We start from the raw sequence: 21,059 nt of genomic DNA, 5'->3' as shown, positions 1-21,059 counted from the left end.
AAACCGCCGGGCTTTTCAGCTCCGGCGGTTGTTTCGAGATTCGGTGATGCGCTTACAGCCTCGCCTCTCGTCCGCCGGGGACTGAGAACCAGAAGTAAAAGGCAAAAAAGGAGAAGCGCGAAGACATGGGATCGAAATGTAGCACAGGCAACTGGAAGCGCCCGTCAGGCGGTACCGCCCACAGTCAGGCCGTCGATGCGCAACGTGGGCTGCCCCACGCCCACCGGCACGCTCTGGCCTTCCTTGCCGCAGGTGCCCACACCGCTGTCGAGCTTCATGTCGTTGCCGATCATGGAGACGCGGGTCAGCGCATCGGGGCCATTGCCCACCAGCGTGGCGCCCTTCACCGGGTACTGGATCTGGCCGTTTTCCACCCAGTAGGCCTGGCTGGCTGAGAACACGAACTTGCCGGAGGTGATGTCGACCTGGCCGCCACCGAAGTTGGTGGCGTACAGACCCTTCTTGATACTGGCCACGATTTCTTCGGGCGCCTTGTCGCCACCGAGCATGTAGGTGTTGGTCATGCGCGGCATGGGCACGTGGGCGTAGCTCTCGCGGCGACCATTGCCGGTAGGCTTCACGCCCATCAGGCGCGCGTTCATCGAGTCCTGGATGTAGCCGCGCAGGATGCCGTCCTCGATGAGCACGTTGCGCTGCGAAGCGTGACCCTCGTCGTCCACGTTGAGCGAGCCACGGCGGTCGGCGATGGTGCCGTCGTCGAGCACAGTGACACCTTTGGACGCCACGCGCTGGCCGATGCGGCCGGCAAAGGCGCCGGAGCCCTTGCGGTTGAAATCGCCTTCAAGGCCGTGGCCCACGGCTTCGTGCAGAAGGATGCCGGGCCAGCCTGAGCCCAGCACCACGACCATCTCGCCGGCCGGCGCGGGGCGCGCATCCAGATTGGTCAGCGCGTAGGAGACGGCTTCGTCCACGTAAGACTGGACCATCTCATCGTTGAAATAGGCCAGGCCGTAGCGGCCGCCACCGCCAGACGAACCGGCTTCGCGTCGCCCGGACTGTTCGGCGATCACCGTCACCGAGAGACGGATCAGCGGGCGCACGTCGGCGGCCAGCGTGCCGTCGGCACGCGCCACCAGCACCACGTCGTATTCGCTCGCCAGGCCGGCCATGACCTGTTTGACGCGCGGGTCCTTGGCCTTCGCCAGACGCTCCACCTTTTCCAGCAGAGCCACCTTGGCTGTGCTGTCGAGGGTGGCAATGGGATCAATACCGGGATAGAGCGACCGCGACTTCGCCACCTTGGCCGAAGGCACGCGCGCCTTGCGGCCCTGGCCCTGGGCCGAAATGGAACGCACGGTGTGGGCCGCATCGAGCAGCGAGTCCCACGACAGGTCGTCGGAATAGGCGAACGCGGTTTTCTCGCCGCTGACCGCGCGCACGCCCACGCCCTGGTCGATGCTGAAGCTGCCGGTCTTGACGATGCCCTCTTCCAGGCTCCAGCCTTCGCTGCGCGTGGTCTGGAAATACAGGTCGGCGTCGTCCACGCCGTGCGACATGATCTCGCCCAGCGCGCGCTGCAAATGCGAGGGGCTCAGCCCGAAAGGTTCGAGCAGGAGGTTCTGGGCGGTGGCCAGTCGGGCCAGGGTGGGTTCGCGAGCAATCATCGGGCCATTGTAAGAACCTCGGCCCCGCGCGCGGGCATCAGGGTTTTGAGGGCGGCGCCTGCCGCAGCAGCTTGAGCAAGGCCCCATCATCCAGCGCAGCCATGCCGGCTTCGTGGGCTTGCTCGAACACGCGGGCCGCGCGCGCGCCCAGCGGGCCCTCGAAACCCGCAGCGCGGCCGGCGGCCACCGCCAGGCGCGTGTCCTTTTCCAGCAGCGTCACATGCGCGCGAGGCGCGAAGTCTCCAGCCACGGCGCGGCGCATGCGGTCGCTGCCGACCCAGCTCTGGCCGCTGGAACGTTCGATCACGTCCAGCGTGGTGGAAAGATCGAGCCCCAAGCGCTCGGCCATGGCCAGGGCTTCAGCCGCACCGACCAGATTGATGCCGGCGAGCAGGTTGTTGACCAGCTTGGTGCGAGCACCGTCGCCCACGCGGTCGCTGATTCGCATGACGTGGTCCGACAGGGCCGACAGCAGGGCGGCCTGGCTCGCCAGTACCGGCTCGGGTCCAGCCACCATCAGGCTCATGCGCCCATCCCGAGCGCGCACGGGCCCACCTGAGAGCGGGGCGTCGATGCAATCCACACCCTGGCGTTCGAGGTCGCCGGCGATGGCCTCCACGTCCTGCGGGGCAATGGTGGGGCACAACAGCACCGTCTGGCCGCGCTGAAGGGCCTGGGCAGCCCCACGCGGCCCCCACAGCACCTCGCGAACCTGGGCGGTGTCCACCACCACCACGATCAGGGCATGGCCTGGCCCGAGCGTGCGTGCGACCTGTTCGGGCGAATCCGCCAGCGAGGCCCCGGCCGCCATGGCCTGCCGCTGACGCAGTGGGTCGATATCGCAAACCGTCACCGCCCAGCCAGCTTCGCGCAGGCGCTCCACCATGGCGCCGCCCATGTTGCCCGCGCCGATCACGCCCACTGGTGCGCCACTCATGACTGCATGAACCTTCGCGACTTGGCAATCGACATCAGGATGCCCAGCCCAACGCCCATGGTCACCATGGCCGTACCGCCGTAGCTAACGAAAGGCAGGGGCACGCCCACCACCGGCAGGATGCCGCTGACCATGCCCATGTTGACGAAGGCATAGACGAAGATGTTGAGCGTGATGGCGCCGGCCAGCAGGCGAGAAAACAGCGTGGGCGCCTCGACGGCGATGACCAGGCCGCGCGCAATGAGGAAGATGAAGCCGGCCATCAGCGTGAGCACGCCCACGAGGCCGAACTCTTCGGAGAACGCGGCGTAGATGAAATCGGTGGTGCGCTCGGGAATGAACTCCAGGTGCGTCTGCGTGCCTTGCATGAAACCTTTGCCCCAGACGCCGCCCGAGCCGATGGCGATCATGCCCTGGATGATGTGGAAGCCCTTGCCCAGTGGGTCCTTGGATGGATCGAGCAGCGTGCACACGCGCTGGCGCTGATATTCGTGCAGCACGCGCCAGTCGACATCGGGCGCGCACAGCTGGGGCTCCATGAAGATCAGCACCACGATGCCCACCACCCCCAGCACCAGCGGGGGCAGGATGAGTTTCCAGCTCAGGCCGGCGAAAAAAATGACAAACAGGCCCGAGGAAAGCACCAGCAGCGCAGTGCCCAGGTCGGGCTGCCTCAGGATGAGCGCCAGCGGAAACAGCAGCAGGATGCCTGCGACCACGAAATCCAGCGGCTTGAGCTGACCTTCGCGGCGGTGAAACCACCAGGCCAGCATCAGCGGCATGGCGATCTTGAGCAGTTCGCTCGGCTGGATCACGATCCCCACGTTGAGCCAGCGCTGGGCACCTTTGCGTTCAATGCCGAACAGCGCCACCGCCAGCAGCAGGGTCACACCCACCACGTAGATGGGAACCGCCAGTGCCATGAGCCGGTGTGGCGGGATCTGCGAGACGATGAACAGCACCCCCGCAGCCAGCATCATGTTGCGGCCGTGGTTGGCGAATCGCGTGCCGTGGTCGAAACCCACCGAATACATGGTGAGCAGCCCGGCGCTGGCCATGATCAGGATCGCCAGCAGCAACGGCAGGTCGAAGCCCTGGAAAATCGGGGCGAGGCGCTGCAGCGGTGTGGGTTTGTCAAAGACGACGGCCATGGACGCCGATTATCCTTCGCTCCATGCATCCGCCCGCCCCCATCACCCACCTGCTGTACCTGCACGGCTTCCGTTCATCTCCCGGTTCAATGAAGGCGCAGAAGGTCGGAGCGCGGGTCATCGAGCAGCACCCTGACGTGCGCTGGTGGTGCCCGCCATTGCCGCCCTCCCCCGCCGAGGCCATGGCCCAGGTCATGCAGGGCATTGGCGACTGGCCTCGCGAACGCATGGCGGTGGTGGGCTCATCGCTGGGTGGCTTCTATGCTCGCTGGGTGGCCTTGCAGACCGACTGCCGTGCGGTGTTGCTCAACCCGGCGGCGTTTCCGGCCCGCGACCTGTCGAAACACATCGGCGAGCAGACCTCCTGGCACGATCCCCAGGAGCGCTTTTTCTTCCTGCCCGGCTATGTCGATGAGTTGTTCACGATGCAGGCAGACATCGAGCGGCTGGCGACGGATCGAAGGGCCACGCCCGAGCGCCAGATGGCCGTCTTGGCCCAGGGCGACGAGGTTCTGGACTGGCGTGAGATGCAGGCGTTTTGCGCTGGCGGCGCCATCCGCCTGCTCCCCGGCAGCGACCACGCCATCAGCGACTTCGACGACCACATTGACGCTGTCTTCCATTTCCTCTTTTCCTCCGGGTGATACCGGGGAACGCCCCCCTACCCGCATGGGACAATCACGCCCATGCACATTCTGTTTGATGAAGCCGGCAAGCTGCTGACCGGCCGCCTGCTGTCCGAAGCCGAAAATTCGCTCCAGGTCGAACTCGATTCGGGCAAGCGCGTCAAGGTCAAGGCTGCCAATGCCCTGCTGCGCTTCGACAAACCCGCGCCCAGCCAGCTCATGCCCGCCGCCACGGCCTTGGCCGAGACCATGGAACTGGAGCTGGCCTACGAGTTCGCGCCAGAAGCGGAATTCGGCTTTGTCGACCTCGCGCATGAGTACTTCAGTGCCAGCGCCGGCACCCCCGAGCAGGTCGCCGCCCTGCTGTGCCTTCAGGGAGCGCCCCACTATTTCCGCCGAGCCGGCAAAGGTCGGTACAAAAAGGCCCCACCCGACATCCTCGCCCAGGCACTGGCAGCCATCGAGAAAAAGAAGCAGGTGCAGGCACAGATCGACACCTGGGCCGCCGAACTCGCTGCGGGCCAGTGCCCTGATCCGGTGCGCGAACAGCTCTACCGCATCCTGTTCCGGCCGGACAAGAACGCGCCGGAATACAAGGCCGTGGTGGAGGCGGCTCATCTGAGCCACACCGCACCGCTGGTCCTGCTGCAGAAGGCGGGCGCCATCACCAGCGCCTACCAGTTCCACTGGCAGCGCTTCCTGTTCGAGCAATTCCCCAAGGGCACGGGCTTTCCCGCGCTGCAAGCCCCTGCCATCGCCGACGAATTGCCGCAGGCACCGGTGCAGGCTTTCTCGATCGACGACTCGCAGACCACCGAGATCGACGATGCGCTCTCGCTGCAAGGCCTTGGCAGCGGCACCGTCACGCTGGGCATTCACATCGCAGCGCCGGGCCTGGCGATCCAGCCCGAAGGTGCGCTGGACCAGGTGGCGCGCCACCGCCTGTCCACCGTCTACATGCCAGGCCACAAGATCACCATGCTGCCCGACGAGGTGGTGCAGGCCTACACGCTCATGGCCGGTCGCGAGTGCCCCGCCGTTTCGCTGTACGTGAGCTTCGACGAAGCCACGCTGGAGCAACGCGAACACCGCACCGCGCTCGAACGCGTGCCGATCGCGCTCAATCTGCGGCACGACCAGCTCGACACCGTCATTACCGAGCCCTGGCTGAACGGCGAAGCTCCGTCTGGCGAGGCCACGCCCGAGATCACTGCGCTGCAACCCTCGCTGGCGTTCCTTCACCGCCTGGCGCGCCATCTCAAAACGCAGCGCGAGGTGGTGCGTGGCAAGCCCGAGAATTTCAACCGGCCCGACTACACCTTCCGCCTCGAAGGTGTACATGGCAACGAACCGGCGGGCGACGAGCGCGTGCTGATCGGCACCCGCCAGCGCGGCGCGCCCCTGGACCTGATGGTGGCCGAGGCCATGATCCTGGCCAACAGCACCTGGGGCAACTGGCTCTCCGAATGCGGCGTGCCCGGCATCTACCGCAGCCAGGCCAGCATGGCGCCGGGTGTGAAGGTGCGCATGGGTACGCAGGCCAGGCCACACGCCGGCATTGGCGTGAAAAGCTACGCCTGGGCCACCTCGCCACTGCGCCGGTACGTCGATCTGGTCAACCAGTGGCAGATCATTGCGTGCGCCCGCCACGGCCGCACCGCCGCGCTGGTCGCGCCATTCAAGCCCAAAGACGCCAATCTGTTCTCCATCATCAGCGCCTTTGATGCTGCCTACACCGCCTACAACGGCTTCCAGAACGGCATGGAGCGCTACTGGACGCTGCAGCACCTGCGCCAGAACAGCACCACGGAACTCACCGCCACACTGATCAAGGACAATCTTGTCCGCGCGGACACCCTGCCCCTGGTGCTGCCAGTGATGGGCGCGGACAGCCTGCCGCGAGGCGCGCACCTGCGGGTGCGACTGGGCGAGATCGACGACATCACGCTCGACGTGCACGGCACCGTCATCGAACGGCTGGACCTGCCGGTGGACGACCTGCCCGAAGAGGGCGATTCGGGCGAGGACGGCGAAGACGAGGCCCTGGCCGCGCCGCTGGCGCTGGCGATCGACATGGGCGAGGCCGAGGAAACCGCCCAGCCCCCTCAAACGCCCGACCCGGCCACCCACTGACGTCCGCCGCGTTCCAAGCACGGATAATGCGCCCGTGAAGTCCCCCGTCAAGTTCCTGAAACAACTGAGCACGCTGCAACTGGCGCTGGCGGTGTCGGTGGCGGTGCATGCGGCACTGCTCACGGTGCGCTTCGTGAACCCTGAGGGCTTCAACCGGGTGTTTCAAGACACGCCGCTTGAGGTGATCCTGGTCAACGCGCGCAGCGACGAGAAGCCAGAGAAGGCAACGGCCATCGCGCAAGCCTCGCTCGCCGGTGGCGGAGAGGCCGAACGCGGTCGGGCCACGTCACCTCTGCCCCCCGCCACGGTCGCGCGCATCGGCGACACCCCGGAAGAGGACGAACGCATGATCGAGGCGTTGCGCGAGCAGCAGAGCCAGTTGCTCGCCCAGGTGCGCCGCGAACTCGCGAACATGCCACCACCCGATCTGGAATCGGTCACACCCAGCCGCGAATCGGTGGAACGGGAGCACAAGCGCAAGGCCCTGGTGAAGATCCTGGCCGAGATCGAGAAACGCATCAACGAAGAAAACGCCCGCCCGAAGAAGCGCTACATCAGTCCGGCCACGCGCGAGGAAATCTACGCCATCTACTACGACGATCTGCGCCGCAAGATCGAGGACCGGGGCACGTCCAACTTTCCGGAGGCCGGCGGACGAAAGCTGTATGGCGAGCTGACCATGATCATCACCGTCAACCACAACGGCGCGGTGCTCGACACCGAGGTCGTGCAGACCTCGAGCACACCGCTGCTGGACCGCCGTGCCCAGGCCATCGTGCGCAGCCTGAGCTTCGGTCGCTTCAACGACGCCATGCGCCGCCAGGCGGACCAGATCGTGGTCGTGTCGCGCTTTCGGTTCACGCGCGACGAGACGCTGCAAACCCAGATGACGAGCCAGTAGGCGCCAAACCGCATGAGATCGTTCGGACGTTGGCTGCTCTGGATCCTGCTCGCGGGCGCATCCCTCCAGCTTTTTTTCGTGGCGCGCATCGCGCTCATGGCGGTGGTCGATCCCACCAGCACCGCGTTCATGCGATCCGAAGCCTGGCGCATGGCCAGTGGCAGTCGGGACAATGACAAATCGTGGAATTGGTCGCACCAGTGGGTGGACCATGCGCAGATCAGCCCGCACCTCAAGCGCGCAGTGATCGCGTCGGAAGACGCGGGCTTCACCGAACACGGCGGCGTGGACTGGGCCGCGATCGAAGGCGCCTGGCAGAAAAACGAGCGTCGACAGCAACTGGCCGAGAAGCGCGCCGCACGCCAGCCCGAAAAGCCGGCACGCGAGCCCAAGATCGTCGGGGGCTCCACCATCACGCAACAGCTGGCCAAGAACCTGTTGCTCTCTGGCGAGCGACAACTGCTGCGCAAGGGGCAGGAACTGCTGCTCACGCTGTTGCTGGAAGCGCTGCTGGACAAGCGCCGCATCCTGGAGATCTACCTCAACAGCGTCGAGTGGGGCGAGGGCGTGTTTGGCGCCGAAGCTGCCGCTCAGCGCTACTTCAACAAACCGGCCAGCCGCCTGAGCCCGCACGAAGCCGCACGCCTGGCCGTGATGCTGCCCTCGCCCAAGTTCTTTGAAACCCGCCAGGGCTCGGCGTACCTCGCCAGGCGCACCGGCACCATCGTGGCACGCATGGGCGCCGTGACCCCGCCATGAGGGCATCCGCCTCCCTCATGAGCGTGTTCCTGCTTGGCCTGGTGCGTCTGCTCACTGGCGCGCAGGCGCGCTGGTACGGCTGCCCGCCCAAGGCTGAACAGCGCATCTATTTCGCCAACCACCAGAGCCACGCCGACCTGGTGCTGATCTGGGCCGCGCTGCCGCAGGAGTTGCGCAGCATCACGCGCCCGATCGCGGCCAAGGACTACTGGACGGCATCGAACTTCAAGCGCTGGATCACCACCGAAGTGTTCAACGCGGTCTATGTGGAGCGAGAGCGCAAGGGAGACGAGGACCCACTGCAACCGCTGGTGAACGCTCTGGAAAGCGGCGATTCGCTGATCCTGTTTCCCGAAGGTACGCGCGGCCACGATGAAGACCCGCAGCCGTTCAAATCGGGCCTGTACAACCTCGCGCAACGCTTTCCGGGCGTGGTGCTGGTGCCGGCCTGGATCCACAACGTGCAGCGGGTCATGCCCAAGGGAGAGGTGGTGCCAGTGCCGGTGCTGTGCTCGGTCACCTTCGGAGAACCGCTGGCACTTGCTGCCGACGAACCTCGCGCCGATTTCCTCCGGCGCGCGCGCGACGCCGTGATCGCACTTCGGGAAGTCTGATGGGCTCCTTCCTGCGCAGCCTCACCCCCGATCAGCAGGTCAGCCTGGTGTTCGTGGTGCTGTTCGGCCTGCTGCTGGTCGCCAGCGGTGTGGGCGTGTTGCTCTCGTTGCGCGAACGCCGAGCGGCCGATGACGACGCCACGGGCGTGCGCGCCCTGCTGATGCAAGACAACCAGGCGCTGTTGCGCAGTTCCTGGATGATGATGCTGGTTTTCTGGGTTGGCTGGGCGATGGGCGAAGGGTTCGCCATCGTGCTGTTCGGCCTGGTCTCGTTCTTCATCCTGCGCGAATTCATCAGCCTCTCGCCCACACGCCGGGGCGACCACCGCAGCCTCGTGCTGGCCTTCTTCATCGTGCTGCCGCTGCAGTACGCGCTGGTCTGGACCGAGCGCTTCAACCTCTTCACCGTGTTCATACCAGTCTACGTGTTCCTGCTCATCCCGGTGGTGAGCGCGCTGGGCAACGACCCGCAGCGCTTCCTGGAGCGCAACGCCAAGCTGCAATGGGGCATCATGGTCTGCGTCTACGGCATGAGCCACGTGCCCGCGCTGCTGCTGCTCAACTTCCCTGGTTTCGCTGGCAAGACCGCTTTTCTGGTGTTTTTCCTGGTGCTCGTGGTGCAGACCTGCATGCTGGTGCAACACCTGGCGGCGCGGGGCCTGCGCCGGCCAGCGGCACCGGCCATCAGCCACAGCTTTCACTGGCGCAGCTGGGCCATGGGCCTGGCCGCCGGTGGCCTGCTGGGCGCGGCCCTCTCCGGCTTCACACCCTTCAAGCCGCTGCCGGCGCTGGCCATGGCACTGGTGGCCTGCGTCGCAGGCAGCCTGGGCCACCTGGTCATGAAGGCCATCAAGCGCGACCGTGGCGTGACCCATTGGGGCCAGGGAGGGCGATCCGTCACTGGCGCCAGCGGCCTGCTCGATCGCGTGGATGCGTTGTGTTTTGCCGCCCCGGTGTTCTTCCATTCGGTGCGCTGGACGTTCAACCTATGAGGATCCTCGGCATCGACCCGGGCCTGCAATGCACCGGCTTTGGCGTGATCGACACCGAAGGCGGGCAACTGAGTTATGTGGCCAGCGGCACCATCCAGACCAGCCCGAAAGACGGTGCGCTGCTGCCCGCGCGCCTGAAGGTGCTGTTCGACGGCATCTCCGAGGTGGTCAAGCGCTACGAACCCGATGTCTCGGCTTGCGAGATCGTGTTTGTCAACGTGAATCCGCAGGCCACGCTGCTGCTGGGCCAGGCGCGCGGCGCCTGCCTGACCGCGCTGGTGGCCAACGGCATGCCGGTGGCGGAGTACACCGCCCTGCAGCTCAAGAAAGCGGTGGTGGGCTACGGCAAGGCCGCCAAGCCGCAGGTGCAGGAAATGGTGAAGCGCCTGCTGCAATTGCCCGGCCTGCCCGGCAAGGACGCGGCCGATGCGCTGGGTCTGGCCATCACGCACGCGCAGGTGAGCCGCACGACCATGGCGATCAACAAGGTCTCGACATTGCAGGCGCGCACGCACGGCGCTTACCGGGGCGGACGAAACTACTGAGCCAATTGGTATGACCATTCTCCCTTGTTGGGGTATATTGGCCCGACAAAAGGAGACGAGACCGTGAACCCGGAACGCAAAGAAGCTTGGTATTTCGGCTGGAACATCGTGGCCGCGGCCACTGTGCTGACCTTGCTCACCGTGGGCATGCGCATGAGCATCGGCCCGTTTTTCCTGCCCATGGCCGAAGACCTCGGCTTCAGCCGCAGCCTGCTCTCGGGCATCATCGCTGCGGGCATGTTGTGCTACGGCATCGGCATGCCGCTCGCCGGCTATCTGGTGGCCATTCGCGGCACACGTTTCGTGCTGCTCACGGGCACGGCCATCATCGTCTTGTCCACCATCTGGACAGTGCTTGCGCGCGATCCGGTGAGCTTCTTCCTGGCGTTCGGCGTGTTCTCGTCGATCGGCCTGGCCTTCACCAGCCCGGTGGCCCTCACGCCGGTGCTCAGCCGCTGGTTCGTGCGGCGCCGGGGCACCGCCCTGTTCTTTCTGTCCACCGGTTCCATGGCGGGCATCGCCATCCTCACGCCGGTGTTTTCCTGGGCCATTGCGGCTTTTGGCTGGCAACAGGCGCTGCTCGGCTTTGCGGCGGCCTTCGCCTTGCTGGCCCTGCCCACAGTGCTGCTGGTGATGCGCGACGACGCACCCACGCATGCCGACCAGCGCCCGCAAGACCTGTCTGCCACAGCCACCAACGCCAGTGCGGCGCCCGCACCCTTCACGCGCGTGCGCGACGCGCTGCGCACAGCCACCTTCTGGCAGATCGGCTTCGGTCTGTTCACCTGCGGCTTCAGCATGAACCTGATGGGCACGCACGGCATGCCCATGTTGATGGATCACGGCTTCGACGCGGTCACCAGTTCGCTGGGCATCGGCACCATCGGGCTGGTGGCCATCTTCAGCACGCTGGTGCTGGGCCGCCTTTCGGATGTGATGCCACGCCGAACCTTGCTGGCTGCGATCTACCTGGTGCGTGGCCTGGGCTTCTTCGCCATGACCGCCGTCACGCTGCACTGGGAGCTCTACAGCACCGCCGCCATCGGTGGCCTGGCCTGGGCCGGCAGCATCGCGCTCTCGTCGGCCATCCTGGCAGACACGTATGGCGTGCGTCTGGTGGGTGTGCTCTACGGGTGGACCTACCTGGGCCACCAGGTGGGCGCCACCATCAGCTCCCTCATGGGCGGCTGGGCGTTTGACACCTTCGGCACGCACTGGGTATCGTTTGGCTCAGCGAGCGCACTGCTGGTGGCCGCGGCCGTGGTGTCGATGAGTCTGCCGGTGCGGATCAAACCGGCAGCCCAGCACGTCAGTACCTAGATCAACCGCTCGAGGATCAGCACGGCGAAGAAGCCGAGCGCCGCGAGCACGGTCCACTTCAGTATGATGATTCCCCAGTGGCGAAAACGCATCTGCCCGGTGCCGATGTAGAACGCAAAGCACACGCCCGCAGCCAGAAGCAGCAGGAGGACGGTCCAGCGAAACAGCAGCATGGCGCGGCAGGCGTCGCTCTACCAGGCGGGTGCGAGCTGAGCGAAACCGCTCGGCGCTTCGCGGTCCTGCTCGAAGCTCACCACCTCGTAGGCGTCAGGCCTCGCCAGCAGGGCACGCAATAGCTGGTTGTTCATGGCGTGGCCGCTGCGGAACGCGCTGTAGGCCGCGAGCAATGGTTTGCCGACGATGTAGAGGTCGCCCATGGCGTCCAGGATCTTGTGCTTGACGAACTCGTCGCGGTAGCGCAGGCCGTCGGCGTTGAGCACTTTCACGTCGTCCATCACGATGGCGTTGTCCAGCCCACCACCCATGGCCAGGCCGTTGGAGCGCATCATCTCCACGTCGCGTGTGAAGCCGAAGGTGCGGGCGCGGGCGATTTCACGCGCGTACTGGCCGCTACCGAAATCGAACTCCACCCGCTGCCCTGTGGATGTCACGGCGGGGTGGTCGAACTCGATCTCGAACGCGAGCTTGTAGCCATGGAAGGGATCGAGCCGCGCCCACTTGAGTGCGCGCCCTTCGCCCTCGCGCACCTCCACCGGCCTGGTCACTCGGATGAAGCGCTTGGGGGCCTTCTGCATGACAATGCCTGCGCTCTGCAGCAGGTAGACGAAGGAAGCGGACGAGCCGTCGAGGATGGGGACTTCTTCGGCGGTGATGTCCACGTAGAGATTGTCCAGCCCCAGGCCGGCGCACGCGCTCATGAGGTGCTCGATGGTGTGCACCTTCACGCCGCCGTTGGAGATGGTGGAGGCCAGGCGCGTGTCGGACACCGCTTCCGCATTGACCGGAATCTCCACGGGCGATGACAGGTCCACCCGCCGGAACACGATGCCGGTGTCGGGCGCGGCAGGCCGCAGGGTCAGCTCCACGCGCTGACCGCTGTGCAAGCCTACGCCGACGGCTTTGGTCAGGGATTTGAGGGTGCGTTGCGCGAGCATGGCTGGATTTTATTCCCCCCTGCGCCGCTGCACGTCTTCCCCCCTCAAGGGGGAAGCCGCGCAGGGGCGCAGGGGCGCAGGGGCGCAGGGGCGAGCCTATCAATCCGCCTGCTTGCGCAAGAAGGCGGGAATCTCGAAGTCGTCCATGCCGCCCGACGCCAGCGCGTCCACCTTCGCAGCGGCCTGCGTGCGGTTGGTGCGCCAGACGCTGGGCACGGCCATGGAGTTGTAGTCTGGCTGAGCGGCACCCACGCCCGGACCCGCCACGGCGGCGTTCACGGTGGGTACGTTGAACGGCACGTTGTCGGTGCCGGTGCGCAGCACCTGCAGTGGCGGCGCGGTGCGGCGGACGCCCTGGCGCGACAGGCCGGTAGCCACCACGGTCACGCGCATCTCGTCGCCCAGGTTGTCGTCGTAGGCGGCGCCGTAGATCACGTGCGCTTCCGGCGAAGCGTAGGCGCGAATCGTGTTCATCGCCAGCTTCGATTCCGAAAGCTTGAGCGAACCCTTGGCCGCCGTCACCAGCACCAGCACGCCCTTGGCGCCAGAGAGGTCGATGCCTTCCAGCAGCGGGCAGGCCACGGCCTGTTCGGCAGCGATGCGCGCACGGTCCGGACCGGAGGCCACTGCCGTGCCCATCATCGCCTTGCCGGGCTCGCCCATCACGGTACGCACGTCTTCAAAGTCGACGTTGACGTTGCCGTACTCGTTGATGATCTCGGCAATCCCGCCCACGGCGTTCTTGAGCACGTCATTGGCATGCGCGAAGGCTTCGTCCTGAGTCACCTCGTCACCCAGCACTTCGAGCAGCTTCTCGTTGAGCACGACGATCAGCGAGTCCACGTTGGCTTCCAGCTCGGCCAGGCCGTTGTCGGCGTTGGTCATGCGGCGGCCACCTTCCCAGTCAAAGGGCTTGGTGACCACGCCCACGGTGAGGATGCCCATTTCCTTGGCCACGCGCGCGATCACGGGCGCGGCACCGGTACCGGTCCCGCCGCCCATGCCGGCGGTGATAAACAGCATGTGTGCGCCGGCGATCGCTTCGCGGATGTCTTCCACCGCCACTTCTGCGGCCTCGCGCCCCTTCTCAGGCTTGCTGCCTGCGCCCAGGCCACTGGTGCCCAGCTGGATGGTCTTGTGCGCCGCGCTGCGCGAGAGCGACTGCGCATCGGTGTTGGCGCAGATGAACTCCACGCCCTGCACGCTGCGCGAGATCATGTGCTCGACCGCATTGCCGCCGCCGCCACCCACGCCGATGACCTTGATCTGCGTACCCAGGTTGAATTCCTCAACTTCAATCATTTCGATGCTCATTTGGTGCTCCTTGTGTGGCCCTTCTCAGGGCGCCGGTGATTCAGAAAAACGCTTGGGATTCAAAAAATCGGTGCTGGCCTTCAGCCAGGCGGCCCGGTGCAATCAGCGCACCGGGGCCGTGGTCGCGTGCGGGGAGTCGGAAATGGAACGAAGGTGTTTGTGTTCATCAGAACGTCCCCACAAACCAGTTTTTCACGCGTTCAAAGGCGCCCTGCATCGAACCCGCCTTCTGCGACACCTTGTGCCCTCGCACGCGTGCGAGGCGAGCTTCCTCGAGAAGACCCATCACCGTGGCCGCGCGCGTCTGCGCCACCATGTCCGACAACGCGCTGGTGTAGTTGGGGATTCCACGGCGAACCGGCTTGAGGAAGATGTCTTCGCCGAGTTCGACCATGCCCGGCATCACCGCGCTGCCACCCGTGAGCACGATGCCCGAGGACAACATTTCCTCGTGGCCGGAATCGCGCAGCACCTGCTGAACCAGCGAGAAGATTTCTTCCACGCGCGGCTCGATCACGCCGGCCAGGGCCTGGCGACTGAGCATGCGCGGGCCCCGGTCGCCCAGGCCCGGCACCTCCACCTGCGTCTCCGGGTCGGCCAGCAACTGCTTGGCACAACCGCTCTCGACCTTGATGTCCTCGGCGTCCTTGGTGGGCGTGCGCAGCGCCATGGCGATGTCGCTGGTGATGAGATCACCTGCGATCGGGATCACCGCGGTGTGTCGGATCGCACCGCCGGAGAAAATCGCCACATCGGTCGTGCCCGCACCGATATCGACCAGCGCTACCCCAAGTTCCTTCTCGTCGTCGGTCAGGATCGCCTGGCTCGACGCCAGCGGGTTGAGCATGAGCTGGTCCACTTCCAGGCCGCAGCGGCGAACGCATTTGATGATGTTTTCGGCGGCGCTCTGTGCGCCGGTGACGATGTGGACCTTGGCTTCGAGCCGGATGCCGCTCATGCCGATGGGCTCCTTGACTTCCTGGCCGTCGATCACGAATTCCTGCGGCTCCACCAGCAGCAGGCGCTGGTCGGTGGAGATGTTGATCGCCTTGGCGGTCTCGATCACGCGCGCCACATCGGTGGCGCTGACCTCGCGATCCTTGATGGCCACCATGCCACTGGAGTTGATGCCGCGGATGTGGCTGCCCGTGATGCCCGTGTAGACGCGGGCAATGCGGCAGTCGGCCATCAGCTCGGCTTCCTTGAGTGCCTGCTGGATGCTTTGCACCGTGGCGTCGATGTTGACCACCACGCCACGCTTGAGGCCATGGCTGGCCGCCACGCCCAGTCCGGCCAGCTTGAGTTCGCCGTTGGGCTGGACCTCCGCCACCACCACCATGATCTTGGCAGTGCCAATGTCGAGTCCGACCACCAAATCCTTGTATTCCTTGGCCATGATTGCTTCTTGATTACCTCGGGGTATGCGTTGTGCCGGCGGGGGCGTCGGTGACGGTGGTCACGCCGCGCATGCGCAGGGCGTATCCATTGGGATAGCGAAGATCAGCGGACTGCACAGCGCCCGCGTAGCGTTCGGTGAGCTGGCCCAGGGTGGCGGTGAAGCGCCGAGTGCGTTCCATCAGCTCATCCGGTGTGCCCCGGCCCAGCTCGATCACCGCGCCGCTGTCCAGGCGTGCCTGCCATCCACCGCGTTCACTGAGTTCGAGCCGCTCCAGGCCGAGCTGCAGGCGGGCGAATTCGGCAGCCAGCGTCTGGTAGAGCGCCCACACCAGATCCGACTGTTCCGCGGGGCCTGCCAGTTCGGGCAGGCCATCCCCATCGTCCGGGCTGGCATCGAACACTTCGCCCTGCTGGTTGACGAGCTGGCCCGAACCCGACTGACCCCACCAGGCCACGGCCTCGTGTTCCTCGATCGTCACGCGAAGCCGGTTCGGGAACTCACGCTGGACCACGGCCTTGCGAACCCAGGGCACGCCCTCGAACAGGTCCCGCACCTGCCCGAGGTCCACCGTGAGGAAGCTGCCGGTGAGCCGCGTTTTCATCTGTGTCGCCAACTGGGCGCGGAAACTCACCGCGTTCTGGTGCGCCACGTCGCCCTGCACGGTGATGGCGCGCACCGACCACACGGGGTGCTGCACCAGCCAGGTGACCAGCAGGGCCGAGCAAAGGACCACGAACATCACCACGAGCACGCGCGTCACCAGCGTCATGAGTCTGACGTCCAGTGGCAGCGGGTTCGGGCGAAGGGTGGCCATGGCAGGATCTCCGGGTTTCAGGCCGGGTTGTCGAGCGCGGCGCTGGCAATCAGGCGCACGCAGAGGTCTTCGTAGGACAGGCCCGCGGCCTTGGCCGACATCGGCACCAGCGAGTGGCCGGTCATGCCGGGCGAAGTGTTGAGCTCCAGCAGGAACGGCTTGCGGTCGCTGGCGCGGATCATCACGTCGGCGCGGCCCCAGCCCCGGCAGCCCAGGGCGCGGTAGCTGGCCAGCACGATGCGCTGGATCTCGCGCTCCTCGGCTTCGGGCAGACCACTGGGGCAGTGGTATTTCACTTCATCGGTGAAGTACTTGTTCTGGTAGTCGTAGGCGCCATCGGGCGCCACGATCCGCACCACCGGCAAGGCGCGTGCATCCTCGCCAGTGCCCAGCACCGGGCAAGTCACTTCCTCGCCTTCGATGAACTCTTCGCACAGCACATCGGGGTCGTAGCGCACCGAAAGCGCCACGGCGTCCTGCATGTCCGAGTAACCACCCACCTTGGTGACACCAATGGACGAACCCTCGCGTGGTGGCTTGACAATCAGCGGCAGGCCCAGCACATCGGGCACGGCACGGGTGTCTTCGCGCGTCTGGTGTCCGGGCGCCAGCACCACGTAACGCGGCGTGGGCAGGCCTTCTGCGATCCACATGCGCTTGGTCATCACCTTGTCCATGGCAATGGCCGAGGCCAGCACGCCCGGACCCGTGTAAGGAATGCCCAGCAGTTCCAGTGCGCCCTGCACCGTGCCATCCTCACCATGGCGGCCATGCAGTGTGATGAAGCAGCGCTGATAGCCCTCGCGTTTGAGCTCGCCCAGTTCGCGTTCTGCCGGGTCGAAGGCGTGGGCATCCACGCCCTTGGACCGGAGCGCGGCCAGCACGCCCGTGCCCGACATCATGGAAACCTCGCGCTCCGCCGAGCTCCCACCCATGAGCACTGCGACCTTGCCCAACGCCTTCACATTCACCACCTTGTTCTCCGTTCCATTCATGCCTGGACTCCCTGCGCCAGTTCGATCACCTGCGCGGCCACATTGCCCACGGTCCCGGCGCCCATGCACAGCACCACGTCGCCATCGCGGGCGTTGTCGAGCACCGCTTGCGCCATCGCTGCGATATCGTCCACGAACACGGGTTCGAGCCTGCCCGCCACCCGCAGTGCGCGCGCCAGCGAGCGCCCGTCGGCGGCGACGATGGGTGCCTCGCCGGCTGCATAGACCTCGGCCAGCAGCACCGCGTCGGCCTGGCCGATGACCTTCACGAAGTCCTCGAAGCAGTCGCGCGTGCGGGTATAGCGGTGCGGCTGGAACGCCAGCACCAGCCGCCGCCCCGGGTAGGCTCCCCGCGCTGCCGCGAGCGTGGCCGCCATCTCCACCGGGTGGTGACCGTAGTCGTCCACCACGGTGCAACTGCCGCCAGCGGGCAGTGCGGCCTCGCCATATCGCTGAAAACGGCGGCCCACGCCCTTGAAATCCGCCAGCGCCCGCTGCACAGCGGCGTCTTCCACGCCGAGCTCCACCGCGATGCCGATGGCGGCCAGCGCGTTGAGCACGTTGTGTTCGCCTGGAAGATTGAGCACGATGTCCAGGTCGGGCAGTTCGACACCGTTGCGCCGCTGCACGGTGAAATGCATCTGCGTGTCTACCGCACGCACGTTGACAGCCCGCACCTGAGCATCCTCCGAGAAGCCGTAACTGGTGATGGGACGTGCAATCTGCGGCAGGATCTCGCGGATCGCAGGGTCGTCCACACACACCACCGCCGCGCCGTAGAACGGCATCTTGTGCAGGAAGTCCACGAAGGCCGCCTTGAGCTTGCCGAAATCGTGGCCGTAGGTGTCCATGTGGTCGGCGTCGATGTTGGTCACGACCGATAGCACGGGCAACAGGTTGAGGAAGGAGGCATCGGACTCGTCGGCCTCGACCACGATGTATTCGCCCGAGCCGAGCTGCGCGTTGGCGTTGGCGCTGTTGAGGCGTCCGCCGATCACGAAGGTGGGGTCCAGGTGGCCTGCGGCGAGCACACTGGTGACCAGGCTGGTGGTGGTGGTCTTGCCGTGGGTTCCGGCGATGGCCACGCCCTTCTTCATGCGCATGAGCTCGGCCAGCATCACCGCGCGGGGCACCACCGGCACCAGTTTCGCGTGCGCGGCCATCACCTCGGGGTTGTCGTCCTTCACGGCCGTGGAGGTGACGATGGCGTCGGCCCCTTCGATGTGCGCTGCGTCATGGCCCACGAACACCTGGGCACCGAGCGCCACCAGCCGGCGCGTGACCGTGCTCTCGCCCAGGTCGCTGCCCGAGATGCGGTAGCCCTGGTTGAGCAGCACCTCGGCGATGCCGCTCATGCCGGCGCCACCAATGCCAACGAAGTGGATGTGTCGAATGGCGTGCTTCATGGTTTCTGAACTTTCGCGAGTTGCTCGCAGGCGGACACCACGGCCACCACGGCTTGCGTCTTTTCCATTTGCTTGGCTTTCAATGCCATCGCCACCAACTGGTCGCGACGTGTGGCCTGAAAGGTCTGCGCAAGTGACTGGGCTGTGAACTGTGGCTGTGGCACCAGCCAGGCCGCGCCCACGTCCACCAGGAAGCGGGCATTGGTGGTCTGGTGGTCATCCACCGCGGCGGGGAAGGGAACGAAGAGTGCCGCGGCACCCACGGCGGCGATCTCGGTGACGGTGCTGGCGCCGGCTCGGCAGACGATCAGGTCGGCATCGGCAAACGCTTGCGCGGTGTCGTCGATGAAGGGCGTGAGTTCCGCCTGCACGCCCGCAGCGGCGTAGCTTGCGCGCAGCGCGTCGATCTGCTTTTCGCCGCTCTGGTGGGTGACCATGGGGCGTTCTGCTTCGGACAGCAGCGCCAGCGCCTGCGGCACGGTGTCGTTGAGGGCCTTGGCGCCCAGACTCCCACCGACGACCAGCACGCGCAGCGGGCCACTGCGGTTGGCAAAACGCGTGGTCGGGTCGGGTTGGCGCAGGAACGGCGAGCGCAGAGGGTTGCCCACCCATTCGGCTTTCCTGAACACGTGCGGGAACGCCGTGAACACGCGGTCTGCAACTCCGGCCAGCACCTTGTTGGCCATCCCGGCCACCGAGTTCTGTTCATGCAGCACCAGCGGCTTGCCGGCCAGCACACCCATCATGCCGCCTGGAAAACTGATGTAGCCGCCCAGGCCCAGCACCACGTCGGGCTTCACTCGGCGCACCACTTGCAGCGACTGCCAGAAGGCACGCAGGAGGCGCAGTGGCAGCAATGCCAGCGTGACCATTCCCTTGCCGCGCACGCCGCCGAAGTCGATGGTCTCCAGCGTGAACCCGCGCGGCGGCACCAGCCGGCTTTCCATGCTGCCGGGTGCGCCCAGCCAGTGCACGCGCCAACCGCGCTCGCGCAGGGCTTCCGCCACGGCGAGTCCAGGAAATATATGACCGCCCGTGCCACCGGCCATGATGAGAGCGCAGGGTTGGGTGGCCCCCACGCTCCGCCGCTCACGCGGGTCGCTGGCGTTCGCTTGCCTGGGGCGGCCCGGCGCTGCGCTCATCATGACCGCCCTCCCCGCATCATCTGCCGGTTCTCGTAGTCCACGCGCAACACGATGGCCACGGCCACGAGGTTGAGCAGGATGGCCGATCCGCCATAGCTCATGAGCGGCAGCGTGAGTCCCTTGGTCGGCAGCGCACCCAGGTTCACACCGATGTTGATGAAGGCCTGGAAACCCATCCACAGACCCACCCCCTGGGCCACCAGGCCGGCAAAGACCTGGTCGAGCGCAATCGCCTGGCGGCCGATGTGCATGATGCGCCGCGTGAGCCAGAGAAACAGACCGATGAGGACCACCACACCGATGAGGCCGAACTCTTCGCCAATGACGGCAAGCAGAAAGTCGGTGTGGGCCTCAGGCAGCCAGTGCAGCTTCTCCACGCTGCCACCCAGACCCACGCCGAAGATCTCGCCCCGCCCGAAAGCGATGAGCGAGTGGGAGAGCTGGTAGCCCTTGCCCAGCGCATGCTCCTCGCTCCAGGGATCGAGGTAGGCAAAGATGCGATCGCGCCTCCACTCGCTGGCCATGATCATCAGCGCGAAAGCCCCCACCACCACCGCCGCGATGAGGAAGAACATGCGTGCGTTCACGCCGCCCAGGAACAGGATGCCCATGGCGATCACCACGATCACCATGAACGCACCCATGTCCGGCTCGGCCAGCAGCAGCATGCCCACCACGCCCACGGCCACCGCCATGGGTGCCACGGCCTGGAAGAAGCGTTCCTTGACTTCCATCTTGCGCACCATGTAGCTGGCGGCGTAGAGCAGCACGGCCAGCTTGCCCAGCTCGGAGGGCTGAAAGTTCATGATGCCCAGCGAAATCCAGCGCCGCGCACCGTTGACACCTTTGCCAATTCCGGGGATCAGCACCAGCACGAGCAACAGCAGCGCGGCCGCAAACAGCCAGGGCGCCATTTTTTCCCATGAACGCAGCGGAAACTGAAACGCGATCATGGCTGCGATGACACCGATGACCATGGAGATGCCGTGGCGCAGCACGAAGTGCGTGTGCGCATAGTTGGCGAAACGCGGGTTGTCGGGCAGCGCGATGGAGGCCGAGTAGACCATCACCAGGCCCCAGGCCAGCAGCGCCACCACCACCCACAGCAAAGGCTGGTCAAAACCGAGTTCGCGCACCGCCACATTGCGCGTGCCGGCATAGGTGCGGTTGGACAGGCGCACCGGCAGGTCGTCGCGCGAGGAGCCACCCGCCAGCGCACCCGCAAGGTCTCGGCCGCCCAGGCGCGGCAGGGTTTCGCGCAAGCGTTG

The 21,059-nt window shown here is 66.0% G+C and carries 20 protein-coding genes; 8 read left to right on the top strand and 12 right to left on the bottom strand.

All coding sequences use genetic code 11. The features are described 5' to 3' along the window. Positions 1-164 precede the first annotated feature (164 nt). Genes tldD through rodA form a run of 3 tightly spaced genes read right to left on the bottom strand, consistent with a single transcriptional unit; the run spans position 165 to position 3,713 of the window. Positions 165-1,625, bottom strand: coding sequence for a metalloprotease TldD (gene tldD, locus AB7F11_RS07000; protein WP_428287950.1), 1,461 nt, complete (start codon positions 1,623-1,625; stop codon positions 165-167). Positions 1,626-1,662: 37 nt separating this feature from the next. Continuing rightward, positions 1,663-2,562 (bottom strand): NAD(P)-dependent oxidoreductase, encoded by a 900-nt coding sequence (locus AB7F11_RS06995; protein WP_428287949.1) that lies wholly within the window; start codon positions 2,560-2,562, stop codon positions 1,663-1,665. After that, positions 2,559-3,713: a rod shape-determining protein RodA gene (rodA, locus tag AB7F11_RS06990; protein ID WP_428287948.1), complete on the bottom strand. Its 1,155-nt coding sequence runs from the start codon at positions 3,711-3,713 to the stop codon at positions 2,559-2,561. The genes AB7F11_RS06995 and rodA overlap by 4 nt, the downstream gene beginning before the upstream one ends. Positions 3,714-3,736: 23 nt before the next feature. Between rodA and AB7F11_RS06985 the strand changes: the two genes are divergently transcribed. The 8 genes from AB7F11_RS06985 to AB7F11_RS06950 all read left to right on the top strand — a co-directional run bounded on the left by AB7F11_RS06985 (position 3,737) and on the right by AB7F11_RS06950 (position 11,603). Beyond that, positions 3,737-4,357, top strand: coding sequence for a YqiA/YcfP family alpha/beta fold hydrolase (locus tag AB7F11_RS06985; RefSeq protein WP_428287947.1), 621 nt, complete (start codon positions 3,737-3,739; stop codon positions 4,355-4,357). A gap of 42 nt (positions 4,358-4,399) precedes the next feature. Beyond that, a complete protein-coding gene (locus AB7F11_RS06980; RefSeq protein WP_428287946.1) occupies positions 4,400-6,472 on the top strand; it encodes a ribonuclease catalytic domain-containing protein in 2,073 nt (690 codons plus the stop codon). Positions 6,473-6,506: 34 nt separating this feature from the next. After that, positions 6,507-7,373 (top strand): energy transducer TonB, encoded by an 867-nt coding sequence (locus AB7F11_RS06975; RefSeq protein ID WP_428287945.1) that lies wholly within the window; start codon positions 6,507-6,509, stop codon positions 7,371-7,373. Positions 7,374-7,385: 12 nt separating this feature from the next. Continuing rightward, positions 7,386-8,132, top strand: coding sequence for a monofunctional biosynthetic peptidoglycan transglycosylase (mtgA, locus tag AB7F11_RS06970; RefSeq protein ID WP_428287944.1), 747 nt, complete (start codon positions 7,386-7,388; stop codon positions 8,130-8,132). Then, on the top strand, positions 8,129-8,746 hold the full coding sequence (locus AB7F11_RS06965; RefSeq protein ID WP_428287943.1) for a lysophospholipid acyltransferase family protein: 618 nt from the start codon (positions 8,129-8,131) through the stop codon (positions 8,744-8,746). Before mtgA ends, AB7F11_RS06965 begins: the two co-directional genes overlap by 4 nt. Beyond that, positions 8,746-9,738 (top strand): phosphatidate cytidylyltransferase, encoded by a 993-nt coding sequence (locus tag AB7F11_RS06960; protein WP_428287942.1) that lies wholly within the window; start codon positions 8,746-8,748, stop codon positions 9,736-9,738. The genes AB7F11_RS06965 and AB7F11_RS06960 overlap by 1 nt, the downstream gene beginning before the upstream one ends. After that, positions 9,735-10,283 carry a crossover junction endodeoxyribonuclease RuvC gene (ruvC, locus tag AB7F11_RS06955; protein WP_428287941.1) on the top strand — a complete coding sequence of 183 codons (549 nt, stop codon included), beginning with the start codon at positions 9,735-9,737 and terminating at the stop codon, positions 10,281-10,283. The genes AB7F11_RS06960 and ruvC overlap by 4 nt, the downstream gene beginning before the upstream one ends. A 63-nt stretch (positions 10,284-10,346) precedes the next feature. Continuing rightward, positions 10,347-11,603 carry an MFS transporter gene (locus tag AB7F11_RS06950; RefSeq protein WP_428287940.1) on the top strand — a complete coding sequence of 419 codons (1,257 nt, stop codon included), beginning with the start codon at positions 10,347-10,349 and terminating at the stop codon, positions 11,601-11,603. On the opposite strand, the gene AB7F11_RS06945 is transcribed toward AB7F11_RS06950, so the two are convergent. The 9 genes from AB7F11_RS06945 to ftsW form a co-directional block, all read right to left on the bottom strand. Continuing rightward, on the bottom strand, positions 11,600-11,776 hold the full coding sequence (locus AB7F11_RS06945; RefSeq protein WP_428287939.1) for a hypothetical protein: 177 nt from the start codon (positions 11,774-11,776) through the stop codon (positions 11,600-11,602). The two genes, AB7F11_RS06950 and AB7F11_RS06945, sit on opposite strands and share 4 nt — an antisense overlap. Positions 11,777-11,794: 18 nt before the next feature. Then, positions 11,795-12,718: a UDP-3-O-acyl-N-acetylglucosamine deacetylase gene (lpxC, locus tag AB7F11_RS06940; RefSeq protein WP_428287938.1), complete on the bottom strand. Its 924-nt coding sequence runs from the start codon at positions 12,716-12,718 to the stop codon at positions 11,795-11,797. 99 nt (positions 12,719-12,817) lie between these two features. Continuing rightward, a complete protein-coding gene (gene ftsZ / locus AB7F11_RS06935; protein WP_428287937.1) occupies positions 12,818-14,032 on the bottom strand; it encodes a cell division protein FtsZ in 1,215 nt (404 codons plus the stop codon). Between the two features lie 166 nt (positions 14,033-14,198). Next, complete coding sequence (gene ftsA / locus AB7F11_RS06930; RefSeq protein ID WP_428287936.1) at positions 14,199-15,428, bottom strand: cell division protein FtsA; 1,230 nt, start codon at positions 15,426-15,428, stop codon at positions 14,199-14,201. 13 nt (positions 15,429-15,441) lie between these two features. Next, positions 15,442-16,245 (bottom strand): cell division protein FtsQ/DivIB, encoded by an 804-nt coding sequence (locus AB7F11_RS06925; protein ID WP_428287935.1) that lies wholly within the window; start codon positions 16,243-16,245, stop codon positions 15,442-15,444. Positions 16,246-16,262: 17 nt separating this feature from the next. Beyond that, on the bottom strand, positions 16,263-17,240 hold the full coding sequence (locus AB7F11_RS06920; RefSeq protein ID WP_428287934.1) for a D-alanine--D-alanine ligase: 978 nt from the start codon (positions 17,238-17,240) through the stop codon (positions 16,263-16,265). Continuing rightward, the gene (gene murC, locus AB7F11_RS06915; RefSeq protein WP_428287933.1) at positions 17,237-18,646 is read right to left on the bottom strand and encodes a UDP-N-acetylmuramate--L-alanine ligase; all 1,410 of its coding nucleotides are present in this window, start codon (positions 18,644-18,646) and stop codon (positions 17,237-17,239) included. The genes AB7F11_RS06920 and murC overlap by 4 nt, the downstream gene beginning before the upstream one ends. Continuing rightward, entirely contained in the window at positions 18,643-19,695 is a 1,053-nt protein-coding gene (gene murG, locus AB7F11_RS06910; RefSeq protein WP_428288170.1) for an undecaprenyldiphospho-muramoylpentapeptide beta-N-acetylglucosaminyltransferase, read from the bottom strand. Before murG ends, murC begins: the two co-directional genes overlap by 4 nt. A gap of 92 nt (positions 19,696-19,787) precedes the next feature. After that, positions 19,788-21,041 (bottom strand): putative lipid II flippase FtsW, encoded by a 1,254-nt coding sequence (ftsW, locus tag AB7F11_RS06905; protein WP_428288169.1) that lies wholly within the window; start codon positions 21,039-21,041, stop codon positions 19,788-19,790. Positions 21,042-21,059: the final 18 nt, after the last annotated feature.

Source organism: Hydrogenophaga sp. (genome assembly GCF_050250835.1).
Lineage (GTDB): Bacteria > Pseudomonadota > Gammaproteobacteria > Burkholderiales > Burkholderiaceae_C > Hydrogenophaga.
Note: the sequence above shows the minus strand (reverse complement) of the source record. Positions and strands in the feature narration are given on the sequence as shown.